A 17,629-nucleotide genomic window follows, 5' to 3' on the forward strand; every position below is an offset into this window, starting at 1 on the left:
ATACATATCATTATCCATGAAAAGAATCATCACCGTCAGTATCGTTACTCTCGTATGTTTGATCGGGTCATTTGAAGTTAATGCTCAATCGCAGTCCTTCAAGTCAAAGTTAAACGGAACACCCTATTTTGAAAAGAATGAATATGCCATAGCTATTCCTGCATACGAATCCGATCTAAAAAGGAAAAAAATCACCAGAAATGAAAGCGCCTATATAGAGACTCAAATAGGTATCAGTTACTACTATTTAAACAATCCAAAAGAAGCAGTCAACTGGTTAAAAAAAGGAATGAATAAGAATTACCAAACGGCTGAAACGTTCTGTATCTATGGATTATCACTCCAAAAATTAGAAAAATACGAAGATGCATTGGTTGCATTTAAAGAATGTTTACAAAGAGATAAAAATTACCCAAATATTGATCTCTATATCCAGTCATGTGAATACGCCTTATCGCATCCTGACCCGAATACGGAAACCAAAATGCGCTCTTCAAAGATCAATACGGACGGAAGTGAATATGGGATTTCACCTGCAGACGGAGAGCTTTTCTTTTCCAGAGCATCCACCAAAGGACGTGATATTGACCCACGTACAGGTTTAGGATTTACGGAAATATTTTCCACAAAACTGGATGGCAATGACCTCACATCACCAAAGAAAGAAAAAGCATTCATGAAGACCTATTACAATACCGGTATATTTGCATACGACTCTGCAACCAATCATATGTATATGACTACCTGTGATCCTAAAAGCGGAAAATGCGGTATCTACCGGAGCACTTACAATCGTAGAAAATGGGAAAAGCCTGAACCCTTTTTTATAAATGATTCTCATGATATGGCACACCCGGCTTTGTCAAAAAATGGAACACGATTGTATTTTTCATCCAATGCCGCCGATGGAAAAGGAAAAACAGACCTCTGGTATGTCGATCGTAAAAGCGAAGATCAATGGGGAGAGCCGGTAAATTTAGGAGAAAAAATCAATACATCCGGAAGAGAAGAGTTTCCATTTATTGAAGGTGATAGTATCCTATATTTTGCCTCAGACGGACATCCCGGTTACGGCGGACTGGATATTTTTGCTGTCAGTATTGATGGTGATGAATTCGGAGAAGTAATCAATCTTGGTCGCCCGTTTAACAGCGGCGCAGATGATTTTAACCTAATCAGTTTTTCCAATAAAGGATTACTTATTTCTTCCCGGAATACGTCAAAAAGCGATGATATTTATATATTTGACAAAAAAGATCTACCTTCTCCTCCAAGAAAACAAAAACCAAAACCGGAATTAGAGCCGGAACCAGAACCTGAAATTATTCCGGAAGTCATCCCGGAAATTATTCCTGAAAAAACAACACCAAAGCCCACTCCTGTAAAACCGGCAACAAATGTTGTGGCCGTGATCTATTTTGATTTTGACAGATTTGTCCCTCAAAGGGAATACAGGAATAAATACAAAGAAATTGTGGCATTAATGAAAGCTTATCCTAATGCTGAATTTGAGATCTCAGGTTATGCGGATAGCAGGGGAGGACCTGAATTCAACCAGGAATTATCCGAGAAACGCGCTGACTATGTTGCAAAACGATTGGTTGACAGGGGTATCAAACAAAATAGCCTTGTTATCAAGGGCTATGGAAATACCAGACCTGCAATACGCAATGCGATAACCGAAGAAGAATTCCAAAAGAACAGGCGTGTTGAAATACGCGTTATTCAAACATCAAAATAACCATGAAGAATATCATATATCAAAAATCATATATGAAAGGAAAATACATCTTCTTCGTTTTATTTCTCCTTTTCTTATATGGCCCACATCTGGTAAAAGGGCAAAACGATATTTTGCTCACTCAACAATGGTTGTCGAGAATCAATCAGAATCCTGCAGCTACAGGTAATTCTAATAATATTGATGTTTATGTATTACTGAGACAACAATGGAAAGGCTTTGATAATGCACCGGAGACACAAGTGGTCAACATTCATAATTATTTTGACCGGATCCGTTCCGGATTAGGTCTAACGGCTACGCATGATAAGCTCGGCGTAGGTTATAATATGACCAATGTAAAGTTAGCATACGCCTTTCATGTAAACCTGGGCAGTAAATGGTTATTATCACTGGGATTATCAGGAGGCATCATACAACAATCCTATGACCCGAGCAAACACTTCTACATACAGGATTCAGACCCGGAACTATCCCAAATGGAAAAAGAATCACAACTGAGTCCTGATGTTGATTTCGGATTTGAATTAAGTTCACAAAGAATATTATTAGGTGCTTCAGTTACACATTTATACCGTTTGCCGGAAGATCAAACAACACTAAAAGTAGCACAACAGTACCATGCATATGCCCGTTATACGCAACCACTCGGATCATCGTTCGACCTGATTGCCGGAGTGCGTGGCAGCAATTTCGACAATGCCATATTTTATGATATCAGCCTTACAGGTTTATTATTGAAAAAATACTGGATAGGAGCAGCATTCAGGCCGGATAATGCTGTCGCAGGAATGGTTGGTCTCCAGCTTGGATTTATACGTTTAGGATATTCCTACGATTATTCGATTGGAAAAGTAAATTCCATTGCCCAGAATACCCATGAAATAATGGTATCATTAAAAATAGGAAAACCAAAGAAAGCAATCAATACCAAATCACCACGTTTCATTGAAGAATAATATTTATCACCCTTAAAAATATTTATTATGTCCCCCGTTAGATACAGACAAAGACCCGTTACACCAAAAAATACGGAAAAACCTGAGAAATCAACATCAAAAAAAAATACAGGCACCATTATCATAGTCCTCCTCCTCGGTATAGGAATAGGGATAACTATCGGTATCCTATTTGATCCTATAAAAAAAATATTCGTAAAACCAGCTGTAGAAGAAACAATCATCATAACACCAGCACCGCTACCAGAATCAGAGCCTGAAGAAATCAACGAAGAAGTCCAACCGGAACCAGAGCCTGTTGCTCAACCGGTGGCCGTAACACATAAACAAGAATCTTCTTCATCGGTTCCCACAGGGTTTTATATTATCATAGGCAGTTATCACCAAAGATACAGTGCTGAACAACTGGTATCGGCAGTAGAAAAAGACATTGAAGCCAATGTTCTACATTTTAAAGAATTAGGACTATATCGAGTATCAGTAGGTAAATATGACAGGCTCAACAAAGCTTACAATGATTTAAGCAGTATCAAGGATCTGGACGGCTGTGAAGAAGCATGGGTGCTGGAAAACAGATAAAGACACGACGGCTGAAAAAACTGTGTAACTATTTATACTAAAAAGCGTATATATATAGTATCTAGGGGATATTTCAATCAACGAATAAATCTATTCGTCTGTTATTGATTTTAATATTTTATATTAATAGGAATGAAATCATTGAGCGCAGTCATAAAAAACATTTTCATCTTCGTTATATCATTTTCATTTTGTTTACCAGGATTGGCACAAAGCGGCATAAAACTGGCAAAAGAAGCACAGATAGTCAGTTCAGATATTAATGGGAATATTAATATCAGATTGATTTACAGAGTGGAAAATTCCGGAGCAGATACACTATACACTGTTCATTTAGAAGATGATATAAAATTTGCATACCGGAATGTTGCTACGATCTCCTTTGTTTCACGTACGCTTAGCAGCACGCTCGGAGCAAGCACAAAACTCACCCTAAATACAAGTCACACCGGAGGGTCGGAAAATATCTTTGCTACTGGCACCGGCATTTATATACAACCAGGTGAGACAGCAACAATTACTATCATCTATAACATAAAACTTAACACCAACTACCCACAAAATGGGATCCAGGGATTTACCGCCTATGTATCTGCTAAAAATAGAAATAATATTTTTGTAGATGCAGAGTCGATTAACGGAAGTACACCTGGCGGAGGTAATGGTGCACCTGGCGTGGTAACGCCCATTAATATAGCTATGATCACCATTACAGGGCTTCCTCAGCGTACTGAAGCTGAAAGTGATGCCAAATTAATGGAATTTATCATAGAGAGAAGAGGATACAAAGCAGAGACTACTAATCTAGTAGCAACATTCGCGGGAACCACTTACGGATCAAATACATTACCGGCAACTTTAGGAACTGCCGCAGGCTCGGGAATAGATGCCTATTCTTCATTTTTGACTTATAATCTGACATTCAATAATGGAGAAGATATTAAAACACTGGAAATGCAGATCGTAGATGATGATGTTTATGAACTGAAAGAGGTATTTTCACTGACTTTAACCGGACAAGCATCTAACATCTCGTTAAATCAGCGCATAGTATACACCACCATCAATAGTGAAGAACCCAAACCGACCATCACGCTTTCTGACTTAACCGGGCAAAATAAATATACGGAAGGAACAAGCAATCCTCCAGCCGGAACGCCTGTAACAGTAAAAGCAACATTATCATATCCGCATTATAAAAATCTAACCGTCCCTGTAGCACTAGTGTTCGGAAGCGGAACAACCATGGCTGATGCCGCAGATTTCAATGGCGCTACTTCCGGTAGTTTTACTTTTAACAGCCAAGCCACGGAAAGTACTTTTACTTTTAATATCAAACAGGACGATATTGAAGAAGAGCAGGAACAATTTAGCGTAAAAGCTACAGTCAACAGCACTGATTTAAGTGATATAGGAAAATCATCATTGACTTATTATATCCGCGATGATGACAAACGTTTAATCCAATGGATAGGAAAAGCTCCGGAATCAAAATTTAAGGAGTTACATAAAGGAACCGGTATAAAAGATACCGTAGAAATTGATTTCTTTATCGCCGAAGGGAATTTCAGGATACCAAGGCTTGAGATCACCATGCCTGCTGGTGTGCAGTACGAAGGAGATTTTCAAAATCTTGCCGCAGATAACCGTATAGATTTCAAGTATGACTCTAAAAGCGGTAACACTTATTATTTTGTTCCGGTCTCTGCCACAGAATTGATAGCCAACCAAAGAGTGCGTTTTAAGTTTACAAAAACAGCACTGTGTTCTGCTACACAGGGAACGAAGGAAGATATAGTCAAACTAAGACACACCCTCCTAAGTGGAACAAATCTATATGCAAAAGACCTGATCACCTCTAAAACAGAACAAAGGTATTCTTACATGGTCAAAGAGGGAAATCTGGTTATGCAATTAACTAAAGGAGAAACCCTTATTTTCCCCAGCGAAACAGATAATTCCAAACCACAGGAAATCAAAGTACAAAACACTGGTTTAGGCGTAATTACAAGTCAGGATCTGGCCATCGAGATAGAATTCGACCAAAAAATCATAGAAAAACTGGATAACCTAACCATTAATGGTATCCCAGCCACTTATGCCACATCTACTCCTTACCAAAAATTCACCGTCACCATTACAGATGCTATCCTTCAAACCATAGGAAACAAAGATAAATTATTCGATCCCAATGAAAATATTATCATTAGTTATGATGTAATCACACGTTCAAAAGCTGATCTGAAAGGTACCAACCTTAATTGTGGATTGAAAAAAGAAACCATCCGGTCCTATTGGGCATGTAAAAAACCAGCACAAACACTTACCGTAGGTGTAGAAATATACCGTCCCGCAGGAAAGCCTGTTCTGGATCTTCAAATAATAAAACCAACAACATTTACCGAAGATGGTTCACCAAATAATTTTATTATAAAACTGACTAATACCGGAACCAGTGATGCTTTCAATGTGGCTGTTCCAATGACAATACGTACAGCCGATACCAGCCTGGAATGGATCATTCCCAATGAGGTAACTGTCCAGATTGACGGAGGACCGGTTTATACTGTCTCTGCCAGTGGAAGTAGAGCCTCAAGTGTTAGCTTCAATTTCTCCAACATCAGTACCGGCTTATATATCCCGGTAGGAAAAACCGCTGAAATCATCTATCCGATTCGCCGGGATGTTGTTAACAGATATAGTTCATTAACCAATGACACCGAACCGGATGTCTTGACCAACAAATATTTTTCCTACCTGTATCTAGGCAACATCACATATACTGACGAATGTCAGGAAGCAGGAAAAGCTGGAAGATTAGGGGATTACTTTATCAATGGAAGTGGTAATGTTGCTGCATTTGCTCCTTTATCGGTCAGAAATACCAATTTAATCGACATGAGTGATGATCCGGGAGTCAATTTACCCGGTTCATATACCATGGAATTTGGTGATTATTTCCATGTTTTTCCCATGCATGAGACCAATAACTGGTTCGATGGAGAATTGGAGATCAATTTGTATATGGAATCCAATGTCCCGCTTACTGCACCCGACATGCAGTTTGACGGGATCGTCCTGACAGGTAATGATGGCAGCCAGTTGAAATGGGTATTGGGAGACCTGAATTCTTCTATTACTGTATTTCGCGTAGATGCATCAGATATAGAAACTCCTCAACCAAATGTTCCGGGTATAGGCGATCCTCGCCAAAATCGTTGGCGCATCAAGATACAAAACCTTGATAAAAAATACCTCAGTAAAAATGCAAAAATCGAACTGAAGGTAATGGGGGTCTGTACCGATAATAAGACAAAAATCAACAAAGTACATTATACTGTTAATTATAAAACCAAAAACGGTGTCTTACATAAAGTCTATAAGGCAAGGACATCCACTACAGTTAAATGTACCAACGAGCCCGGAGTCAATCTAAAGAGATATTTCAGTCAAAGGATCAATGTGACCAAAGGCGATCAAAATGATAACGGTATTGATAACGGAGGTAAGATAGGAAGCGGCGGGGATACCGATACCACAGGGTTAAGCAAAAAAATAAGATTTGATCGTTTATATGATCTGGATACCATAATCTTCAAAACATCATCCAGGTTAATGGAGTATCCTGCCGATCCTACAAAATGGAAACATCTCCATATTGTACTGAGTGATAAAAACCGCAAGATGGATGCTACTAATTTTATCCATCAGGAAACCAAAATAAAACTTTACCAAAAAATTACCGGTACATATTTTGAATACCTTAACCATACCATCACAGGAGCAGGAAGTGTTCAATATCAACCTAATTATAATGGTTCCAATCATCTCGGATTACACTGGGATCCGGGTACGCCAGCTTATTTGTTCGGAGCCTATGACTCAATCGCCATAGAATCGGTATGGACCACCCGGGTAGAAACAGGAGTGACCGGTAGTGCAAGAACACAGGAAACCAGTAATTATAAATTCTGGACCTATGTACATGATGTGGAAAGAACCAATTGGTATGATGATTTCCCAGTGGGAACAGACCCAAATATGCCTATAGCTCAAATGGATGCCTATTTTGTTGGAGAAATGGACCGCTATACCATTGGTTATACAACCAACAGCGTTCCGATTCATCAGATGTTAAGCCCTCAATATACCACTGCACAGAATGCTTCTTACAGCCATTTGTTAACTATTGGTACGTACGGATGGAACAACACTACATTCACCAATGAGCTACGCCAGCCTTATTATGTGAATGATGTAAAATTCACCCTTCCTTATGGTTATGTATTGGAAGGTGATATGAAATTTTTAAATATCGGATCCACTAAGGAGAACGGCATCTACAAACACAACTTTGTAAAAGAATTCCTGAATGGAAATAAGCAAACAGCAGTAACGCTCACGAATTACTGGGATACTGATATTAAAGAAATACACAATACTTCAAAGGATCAGATTGCTGACGAAGGATGGAGCTCTAATGCCTATATACCCATAAAAGTAACTCCAAGAGCCCCGATAGGACTGTCGTCTGTGTCAGTTGATCTGTCTTATGCATCTCCTCCTGATGCCGGACTGGATCCATTTAATCAATCCGTTTCATTTTACCTGAATAATAATGCCGCCAACTTCCTGGTAGAATATTTTGACAAAGAAGCTTACGCATATAATGATACGGTCAGATGGACTGTTCGTGTAACCAATCCGTCTTCGGTTGAAGATGTCATGAACTGTTGGCTGTATCTTGAAGGAGACGGATCACTTAAGCCGTTATACGTTGTGGATCATAATAATAATATTGTCACCACACCTAATAAAGGGTATCAGGGAAGATGGATCAAAGTAGCGGACAAATTATTGAAATCTTCAGCACAATATTATACCATTGTCGCCCGGTATGATCCGTATGTATGCGACAGGGACAGTCTGGTAGTAACGCCCTGGTTCAACCAGACAACCGATCCGATGAATTATACATTGAACGGCACGGCCAATTATTACCAAAGTAATCCATTGGATACCACCACCAATATCAATTCACCGACTTACGACCTGTGGGTGGGAATTACGCAATCCATCTATATCAACCAGTTTGAATCTGCCATCAATGGGATGGTCACGCAACTGATGGATACACCTAAAAAACCCGAAGCACCTGTTACAGGAGGAAAATATGATAAGGATGAAATTTCGTTAGGTAATGATTTCCCTGTTGAGATCATACTCAACACTACAGATATGATAGGAGTGAAGGATGTGAATATCGATATAAGCATCCCAAAAGGACTGAAATATGTAGAAAATAGCGGTTATTACCAATGGAAAGGGGATACGCTCAAGTTCGAAACAACAGCAGAAACAAAAATGCTCGGATTCGACGGAGATGTTAATACTCCTGGAGATGTTGAACGTACCATCAACATAACATTGAAAGATTTCATCAACAGGGATACCATACCCGGTATATACAATACCGAATTTGATGATAGGACTGTATTTTTAAGATTCTTACTGAATCCTCAATGCCAGGGATTTGATGCCGATAGTGCGAGTATTAATGTACAAATGCATGCGAACAGACTCTGCGGAACACCTGCTTATGGTGATCAGGATACCATTACCGGAGGACAGATATATCTTGAAGGATTCCGGTATTATAAACTTGACCAGGATCTATATCCACCAGCCGGACCGGACTTTGCATTGTGCAATAACCAGGACAAAGGAACCCTTACTGCAAGGTTATACCGTATCGGAGCCGGAGCACTGCAAAATGACTCCATTGTCCTCAAACTTCCGAAACAATTTACCCTTGATTTAACCGCCAATCCGGGCAATTCTATCCGGTACGACAAATTGAACACCGATCCGACGGATGCCGGGACACCATGGGATATGGATGGAGAGCCGATCAAATACAATTTAATTACTGATGACCCGGATTCCACTATTATCAAATGGGCAGTTCCAAGAAAATATTCTGAAAACTACAAGAAAAATATACGTATCGAATATGAGATCGATATTAAGGTAGATCAGAATAATTTCCAACCATCCGACTATAAGTATGATCAAGTAGCCACGATATATGTAGTCAGCGGGGATAACCCCACCTGTACGGGAAGTAACTCCGTAGCCGGTGAAGTGTTATCGAAAGAAAAGTTGCATCTTTATATCCATACCAATTTAATTGGTCTGGCAAAAGAAAATACCTGGGTCATTGATCCGGCCAAACCTTCTGATTTTATTGTCACTACCACATATACGATCCATAATTACAGTAGTTCTTATCTGAACAGTATTATGCTCCGTGATGAACTGTACCAGATGTACAATGGACAGGTGGATCTTGATAGCTTTAAAATCAAAATAAACACTCCGTTAACACTTCCTTCGGAAATAGAAATAGACAGTTTGTATATAGGAGGAGGTAATCTGGTTCAATCAGGTATGTTGGCCGGCGGAGAAACAGCAGTAATAGAAATGACTTACCGGGCAACACCCAATTTAAGTTATACTGGTGTTAAATTCAAAAATAACGCCTCTATCAGTGCCTACAATCATTTGGTTTGCCAGACTACAGATATTTCCACATGGCCTTTGGCTACCGTTCCGGATGCAGAAAAACCGGACAATTCAAGAGAACCGGATAATTTACACACAATAGTTACCAATGAACCGTCCGACACTTCTCCAACGGATTATAATGATGACGGGGATCCCAACAATAACGATGTCCAGACACCTGTTCAATTCAGCAGTATCAGGTTCAAGGATTATGTAACCCAGCCACCAACCTATCCTAAGATCAGTGAAGATGTAGGTACACTGAGCATTATTGTCGAACGTGTAGGTGATCTTTCAGGAAGCGTGGATGTTGGATTCGGAACTGATAAAAGCTATTTGTCAAAAATACTTCCAAGAGATTCCCTGGCCACTTTAGGTACTTCTCCTGACTGTGGCGTGGACGCCTGGAAAGCAAATCTGATCGAAACCATCCCACAGTCAAGCTGGACCCCTGTCAGCGGTTCGCAAACCATGGCAGAAGCTGTAGTCAGCATCAATATCGTAGATGACAATATTTTTGAATGGGATGAAGCATTTTATGCTTACCTGTTCAATGCACCACCCCTGGTTTCACTGATCAATGATACTGTAACAGTGGAAATAGCAGTTAGCGACAGGATGCCCACCATTAATATGGTTGCCGTACAGGATTCCATAAAAGAAGGGACCATCATACAGGGTCCGGGCCATAATTACGGTTGTACTCCATTACTGTTTAAGGTCAGTTTGACCAATCCTTCTTATCAGGAAATCAAAGCAGATTGGCAGTCAATCGGAGGAGGAAACGGTACTGATCCTTTAGCAGGATACAATTATAAAACCGGTTCGCTTTCATTCCAAAACAGCTGTCTGGCAACCGATACCGTACAATTTATAGAAATTTGTGTAATCGCCGACAGCATTCCGGAACCTTCGAAATTGGCACAGGCAGAATTAATTTCCAGTAGCATCACCACTGCTTTATGGGGTAAAATGAAAGCTTCCACCATGATCGTAGATGACGATATTAAAATAGATACACTTGCCTTACGGAGCCTGCAATGTAAAAACGACGCTTCCGGAAAGATCGTTATTGTGGCAAGAGGTGGAGAAACCGGAGCTTCCGCAGGAAAATACCATTATAGGTGGACGGGTCCGAACGGCTTCACATCCAGTAATTTCACATCAGGAAATGATAGCATCCAAAACCTTCAGGCAGGTATTTATACGGTCACGATCACTGATGTTTGGAGTAATCCTACATCTGTAAGTTACTCGATTGAAGTAATTGAACCCACCTTATCATTGTCTATAGCTATTGATAATATTAAAAACGTTACCTGTAATAACGGAAGTGACGGTGCCATCAGCACCACTATATCCGGTGGTTGGGACAGTCCTAATTATGTGATCAATTGGAGCAAGGAAGGGGATAGCTATACGGCCAACACGGACGACATTACCGGCCTGTTCCCTGGTGTTTATATCATTGTAGCCAATGATAGTGCTCTATGTACAGCCACTGACACAGTTACTATTACCCAGCCTTTACCGTTGGCTATTTCCGGTTCTGCGATCGGCCATGTTATCTGTAAAGGCAATTCCAACGGAAAAATAGGCATTACCGTTAATAACGGTAATCCGTTCCCTACGCCCAATGACCCGTACTTAATCCATTGGACAGGACCCAACGGATATACGAACAGCAGTAACCGTTCTGATATCTCAGGCCTGTTTACCGGGGAATATGTTGTTACCATCCAGGATAACGGATGTGAAACACTCAAAGATACTTTCCTGGTAAAAGAACCGCTACTTGGTTTAGCAGTGTCGATAGACTCAATCCTTAATGTTGCCTGTAAAGAAGATGCAACAGGAGCCATTTACCTGAAAACCGAAGGAGGCTGGGGTGAAAACACCTATACATGGGATGACGGAATGGTCTTTGATATTCCAGAACGTGAAGGATTGATAGCCAAAACATACAGCGTAATTGTAGCAGATAGTGCAGGTTGCACGCTCATTGTCTCACCTATTATCGTTTCTGAACCGAATGAAAAAATGGTTGTTACGATTGCAGCTACGGACGAAACCTATCAAAACGGCAATGACGGTACCATTACGGTGATGGTAGCAGGAGGTATTCCTAACTATAATTATTTGTGGAACGATGATCCAACATTAAATACAAATTATCGCAACCATTTGCATGCCAATACGTATACTATCACAGTAACCGACCAATGGAATTGTTCAATAGTGAATACGGTTGTTATAGATGAACCTTTGGTTGTGGATGATCTACCAAACGTATTCACACCTGATAATGACGGATTTAACGACAGGTTATTGGAGAACTTCCATATTAAGGTATTTGATCGCTGGGGTTTGCTTTTATATGATGGTACCGATGGTTGGGATGGCAGATACAAGGGTAAAATGATGCCGGCCGGGACTTATTTTTATGTCTTGATTGACGATACCACAGGTAAAGAATATAAGAGCTCGGTACTGTTACAGATCGTAAAGTAAAGCATAAGGGGAATTGAGCAATGTCCATTAAATTAAATTTTAGTCATATCATATCAACAAGGAAGATTTTATTTATTATTTCCCTTTGTTTGATGTTACTGGGTGCAGATCAGATTTTCGCACAAAACGATATCCAATTAAGTCAGCAAATGTTCAGCCGGATCAATTATAATCCGGCAGCAACAGGTATCACAGAGGACATACACCTGTATATGCTTGCACGACAACAGTGGGTTGGATTTAAGGATGCTCCTCAAACAATCGTTATCAATGGACATACATTTGTTCCGTGGACTCGTTCCGGATGGGGTTTTTCCCTGATCGGTGATATGCTGGGTTATGAAAAAAGCTTCAATCCAAAGATCAGGTATGCTTTCCATATACCATTTTCCAAAAGCAAATCCTCATTATCCCTGGGTATCGGTGCCGGTGTCATGTATAAAACTATTGATGCGAATAATCTGGTTTATGAAAATCCGGCTGATCCTAACAGATTATTCGGAACCCAGGATAAAGTGAAGCCTGATTTTGATTTCGGATTTGAATACAATTCCAAGTTTTTGAATACAGGCGCTTCCATCACTCACTTAGGAAATAATTTCAACGATTCCGAAAGTACAGAAAATTCGCCCCATCTTTATGTGTATGCAAGAGGACTATTTGACCTTAACAAAAACTGGCAGATCACTCCGGGACTTTCGTTACACAACAGTAAAAGTATTAATCAGATAGAGGTCAATACTTTGTTTTTCTATAAAAGAGTATTCTGGGTAGGTGCATCGTACCGCATCAAGGAATCTCTTGTTTTTTTAGCAGGTGCTTACCTTAGTCCCAATATTATGCTTGGTTATTCCTATGATTTTAACGCACATGAACTGAGTCCTTATTCGAACGGTTCACATGAGATCATGCTTTCCTGGAAAATACCCCAGCCGCAAAAAGCACGTAAAGCAAGACGTATGCGTGAATGTTATCATGCATGGTGGTAATTTGAATTTTAATGAATATCTTGCAAGTTATATAGTAAGTCTATTTTAATATCGATCATCCATGAAAAAATATTGTTTATTCCTTAGTTTAATTATCTTAAGTACTATTGTATCCGCTCAGCAAGACAGTAAAAAATCCATGGCAGTAGCTGCAGATCCGGTAGTTTGGTGCGGTATCGACTTCACATCTGCAAAATTTGTCAATGTTCAGGAAACGGCAGAACAGGTAAAAGGAGTATTAAATCCTATCAACACACTGATCATTACGGAATCAAAAAAATACGATGTTCCTAAATTTTTCAAGAAAAAACAAGTATTTTTTGAACTATCCCTGGTACAGGAACGCAATGGCAAAATAGAACCGGACCATCTGATATCATACAACCCTAATCATCTTTCATACGAAGATCTGCAAAAGGTGACCACTGCCTATAAAGGAGTATCAGACAAAGCAGAAACCGGACTGATCTTCATCGTCGAAAATTGTGATAAAGCAAGCATGTCTGCATCTGTTTATGTCTGCTTTTTTGATATAAAAACCGGTGATATCATTTATTATACCCGTAAGGAAGGAAAACCCAAAGGGTTTGGATTAAGAAATTTCTGGGCGTATAGCTTCTATTCCATCATGAAAAGTTGGAAATACTGATCAGATTCATCTTTTCCCGTTTAAATACTAACTACGCCTGTATCAAAAAAACCGCAGGCCGCTTGTGCAAATCAGGCAAGGAACTTTTCCATTGCTGAATGGTTCTGGTAACGATATACTCATCAGGTGAGGTAATATCGGCAGCAATACAGAGGGAAGTGTGTGCTTTACAGGTATGCAACAGATCTTCCAGCAATTTCATATTACGGTAAGGGGTTTCTATAAATATCTGTGTTTGCTGCTCTGTTTCGGAACGCCTCTCTAAAAAGCGTATGCGTGCTATACGTTCATCCTGCTTCACCGGAAGGTAGCCGTTGAAGGCAAATGATTGTCCGTTCAATCCGGAAGCCATCAGTGCCATTAAAATGGATGAAGGGCCGACCAAAGGAATTACCTTCACTCCGTTTTGGTGTGCCAGCCTTACGAGTATAGCTCCGGGATCGGCAACCCCGGGAACGCCTGCATCGGAAATGATACCAGCATTATTGGCTTTGATAACGGGTAAAAAATAAGGAATATCTTTCTCAAGTGTGTGTTCATTCAACGCATAAAAATACAACTGGTCGATTGGAATAGGGTGTTTCAGCTTTGATAGGAACCGTCTGGTTGTCCGGATATCTTCAACGAAAAAATGATGAATACCCCGTATCACAGATAAAATACGCAACGGCAACACATCATCAACAGTATTGTCGGATAATAAATTGGGTATCAAATATAATACGGACATAATTAAAAACCAGGTATTATAACGGTTATTATCGAATATCCCGCAATGCAAATATACATCAAAAAGATGCTCAACCATGGACAAGCAGTATTTAACCCCTAAAAATTGCATGGTCCGAAATTTATTTGTACGTTTGAATCATGTAATAATCAATTAATCCGATGAGATATGATCCATAAAAGAAAGTTCCGCTTTTCAACAGGAAAATATTTATTGCTTTCCGCACTTGTATTTTCATTTACTTTCCATGTATCGGCCATTAACGATAAAGATCCCGGTAAGGAATGTAAAGAAGAAGGAGTTATCCCAGATTACCGTATCAGACAAGGAAGTTCACTTCCTAAAGAAGTAGCAGTTTCTACCGGTTCATTAAATAAAATACCTGAAAAAAAAGTTCCCGGAATAATTTCATATAATAATGATCTATATACTAATGATCTTAAAAGTAACGGCTTTTTTATTAACAACAGGTTCCGCGAAAAAAGCGACCGTAATCAGCTCATATTACTTGATGGGAAAGAAATATCTCAACAACAATTTGCAGAGATTAAGCCGGAAGTAATCAAAAGTTTCTCTATCTCCAAGGAAGAACGGTTGGTGGAAGAGTATGGAGAAAAAGCAAAAAATGGCGTGATCTCTGTCATCACAAAATCCGAATAAACGACATACGTATCCTTTACCATGTCAAAGTCACACATCGAAATAGCCACGGATCTACGTAAAGAAGGATTTAACTGTGCGCAGTCAGTTTTTTTGACTTTTTGTGATCGATATGGGTTGGATAAGGATACAGCGGCCAGATTAACCGCTTCGTTGGGCAGCGGCATTGCAGGAAGGAGAGAAGTATGCGGATCCTTACTGGCAGCAGCATTATTGGCTGGCCTGGAACAAGGATCAGCCGATCCCAAAGAAAAAGGAAAAAGTTTTCCCGTAGTCAATCAGATATATGATGAATTCAAAAAAGAAAACGGTGATATCATTTGCCGGAGATTAAAAGGGATTGAAAAAACAGACATTCCTATTACGCCAAAACCATGTATGGAGTATATCCATTCCAGCGTGGCACTGATTGAAAAGTATTTATATCAAAATAAATAAAACCAAAACCCGGAAAAAATGTCAGAATTAAAAATTGTAGCCGTTATCAAGGTAAAAAAAGCATATAAAAATGAACTGATGCAGGTTTTTAAAACCGTTGTCAATGAAACACGGAAAGAAGAAGGAAACATTTCATACGATCTCTATGAAGATATCAGAAACCCTCTATCTTATACCATCCTTGAAACCTGGAAATCACAGGAAGCCATTGATTTTCACAATGGAAGCGCTCACTTCAAAACATTTGTAAAAGATATTGAAGGAAAGGTGGACAGCCTGACAGTAGACGTCCTCAAAAAGGTATATTAGTTAGGCTCCTATCTTTTTGGTGCATTGCGCATCATTTTTGACATCTTGTTTTTATCTGTCATCATGCGCATCATTTTCCGGGTTTCATCAAACTGCTTGATCAACCGGTTTACTTCCTGAATATTGGTCCCACTTCCGTCAGCGATACGTTGCCGGCGGCTTCCGTTCAAAATAGCAGGATTGGAGCGTTCTATGGGGGTCATGGAATGAATGATGGCTTCAATTCCTTTAAAAGCGTCATCGTCAATATCAAGATCCCGTATCGCTTTGCCAACTCCTGGAATCATCGAAGCCAGATCTTTCAGGTTACCCATCTTTTTTATCTGGTGTATCTGACTCAGGAAATCATCGAAATCAAATTTATTTTTGGCAATCTTTTTCTGCAATTTACGGGCTTCTTCCTCATCGTATTGTTCCTGTGCTTTTTCTACCAAAGAAATAATATCGCCCATGCCTAAAATACGATCAGCCATACGTTCGGGATGGAAAACATCCAATGCTTCCATCTTCTCGCCCGAACTGATAAATTTGATAGGCTTATGTACCACCGACATGATAGAAATAGCCGCACCACCACGGGTATCACCATCTAATTTGGTCAATACCACACCATTGAAATCCAAACGATCATTAAATTCCTTGGCTGTATTGACAGCATCCTGCCCGGTCATCGAATCGACCACAAATAATATTTCTTCCGGATTGACGGCTTTCTTTATAGCAGCTATTTCATCCATCATCTCCTGATCTACTGCCAAACGACCAGCCGTATCTATAATAACGGTATTGAATCCCTGTTGTTTGGCATGCTTGATCGCATTTTCCGCAATTTTAACCGGATTTTTATTGTCATCTTCCGAATATACGGGTACACTTACCTGTTCACCCAATACCTTTAACTGCTCAATAGCCGCAGGCCTGTATACGTCACCAGCTACCAACAATACGGAGCGATTTTTCTTAGATTTCAGATGATTGGCCAGTTTACCGCTAAAAGTGGTCTTACCGGAACCCTGTAGACCGGCGATCAATATAACAGAAGGATTACCTTTAAGGCTGATATCCACCGATTGGCCACCCATGAGCAACGCTAATTCGTCACGGGTAATTTTTACCATCATTTCACTGGGTTTCACAGCGGTAAGCACATTCAGGCCCAACGCTTTCTCTTTTACCCTATCCGTAAAATCCTTTGCAATCTTGTAGTTAACGTCAGCATCCAATAAAGCCTTCCGCACCTCTTTCAGTGTCTCGGCGACATTAATATCCGTAATCCTTCCTTGCCCCTTCAGGGTTTTAAACGCGCGATCCAGCTTATCCGATAAATTCTCAAACATATTGATAGAATATTTTATTACTAAGCACTCAGTGCTATTTATTGTTTTCTTAAGTCACATTGATCAAATTGATTACATTCAGCAAATGTGACATTAATTGTTTTATATTACTTAATATACATTCTGAAAAGAAGATGCAAAATTAGTAAAAAATAACCTA

General features: G+C 39.7%; 11 protein-coding genes. 9 read left to right on the forward strand and 2 right to left on the reverse strand.

Going from position 1 to position 17,629, the window contains the following annotated elements; genetic code table 11:
- Positions 1 to 16: 16 nt before the first annotated feature.
- The 6 genes from LBQ60_10475 to LBQ60_10500 all read left to right on the forward strand — a co-directional run bounded on the left by LBQ60_10475 (position 17) and on the right by LBQ60_10500 (position 13,995).
- A complete protein-coding gene (locus tag LBQ60_10475; GenBank protein ID MDR2038334.1) occupies positions 17 to 1,741 on the forward strand; it encodes an OmpA family protein in 1,725 nt (574 codons plus the stop codon).
- 2 nt (positions 1,742 to 1,743) lie between these two features.
- The gene (locus LBQ60_10480) at positions 1,744 to 2,700 is read left to right on the forward strand and encodes a PorP/SprF family type IX secretion system membrane protein (GenBank protein ID MDR2038335.1); all 957 of its coding nucleotides are present in this window, start codon (positions 1,744 to 1,746) and stop codon (positions 2,698 to 2,700) included.
- A 27-nt stretch (positions 2,701 to 2,727) separates the two neighbouring features.
- Positions 2,728 to 3,279 (forward strand): SPOR domain-containing protein, encoded by a 552-nt coding sequence (locus LBQ60_10485; protein MDR2038336.1) that lies wholly within the window; start codon positions 2,728 to 2,730, stop codon positions 3,277 to 3,279.
- A gap of 132 nt (positions 3,280 to 3,411) precedes the next feature.
- On the forward strand, positions 3,412 to 12,357 hold the full coding sequence (locus tag LBQ60_10490) for a gliding motility-associated C-terminal domain-containing protein (protein MDR2038337.1): 8,946 nt from the start codon (positions 3,412 to 3,414) through the stop codon (positions 12,355 to 12,357).
- Between the two features lie 20 nt (positions 12,358 to 12,377).
- Complete coding sequence (locus LBQ60_10495) at positions 12,378 to 13,346, forward strand: PorP/SprF family type IX secretion system membrane protein (GenBank protein MDR2038338.1); 969 nt, start codon at positions 12,378 to 12,380, stop codon at positions 13,344 to 13,346.
- 61 nt (positions 13,347 to 13,407) lie between these two features.
- On the forward strand, positions 13,408 to 13,995 hold the full coding sequence (locus LBQ60_10500; GenBank protein MDR2038339.1) for a hypothetical protein: 588 nt from the start codon (positions 13,408 to 13,410) through the stop codon (positions 13,993 to 13,995).
- A 31-nt stretch (positions 13,996 to 14,026) separates the two neighbouring features.
- On the opposite strand, the gene LBQ60_10505 is transcribed toward LBQ60_10500, so the two are convergent.
- A complete protein-coding gene (locus LBQ60_10505; protein ID MDR2038340.1) occupies positions 14,027 to 14,725 on the reverse strand; it encodes an SAM-dependent methyltransferase in 699 nt (232 codons plus the stop codon).
- 168 nt (positions 14,726 to 14,893) lie between these two features.
- Between LBQ60_10505 and LBQ60_10510 the strand changes: the two genes are divergently transcribed.
- From LBQ60_10510 to LBQ60_10520, 3 genes are read left to right on the forward strand one after another with little or no spacing between them, the layout of a single operon-like run.
- Positions 14,894 to 15,385 carry a hypothetical protein gene (locus LBQ60_10510; GenBank protein MDR2038341.1) on the forward strand — a complete coding sequence of 164 codons (492 nt, stop codon included), beginning with the start codon at positions 14,894 to 14,896 and terminating at the stop codon, positions 15,383 to 15,385.
- 21 nt (positions 15,386 to 15,406) lie between these two features.
- Entirely contained in the window at positions 15,407 to 15,823 is a 417-nt protein-coding gene (locus LBQ60_10515) for a C-GCAxxG-C-C family protein (protein MDR2038342.1), read from the forward strand.
- Between the two features lie 18 nt (positions 15,824 to 15,841).
- Complete coding sequence (locus LBQ60_10520; GenBank protein MDR2038343.1) at positions 15,842 to 16,132, forward strand: antibiotic biosynthesis monooxygenase; 291 nt, start codon at positions 15,842 to 15,844, stop codon at positions 16,130 to 16,132.
- Between the two features lie 8 nt (positions 16,133 to 16,140).
- Here the strand turns inward: LBQ60_10520 and ffh are convergent, their stop codons facing one another.
- The gene (ffh, locus tag LBQ60_10525) at positions 16,141 to 17,469 is read right to left on the reverse strand and encodes a signal recognition particle protein (protein ID MDR2038344.1); all 1,329 of its coding nucleotides are present in this window, start codon (positions 17,467 to 17,469) and stop codon (positions 16,141 to 16,143) included.
- Positions 17,470 to 17,629 lie beyond the last annotated feature (160 nt).

Source organism: Bacteroidales bacterium, assembly GCA_031275285.1.
In the GTDB taxonomy this organism is placed as follows: domain Bacteria; phylum Bacteroidota; class Bacteroidia; order Bacteroidales; family UBA4181; genus JAIRLS01.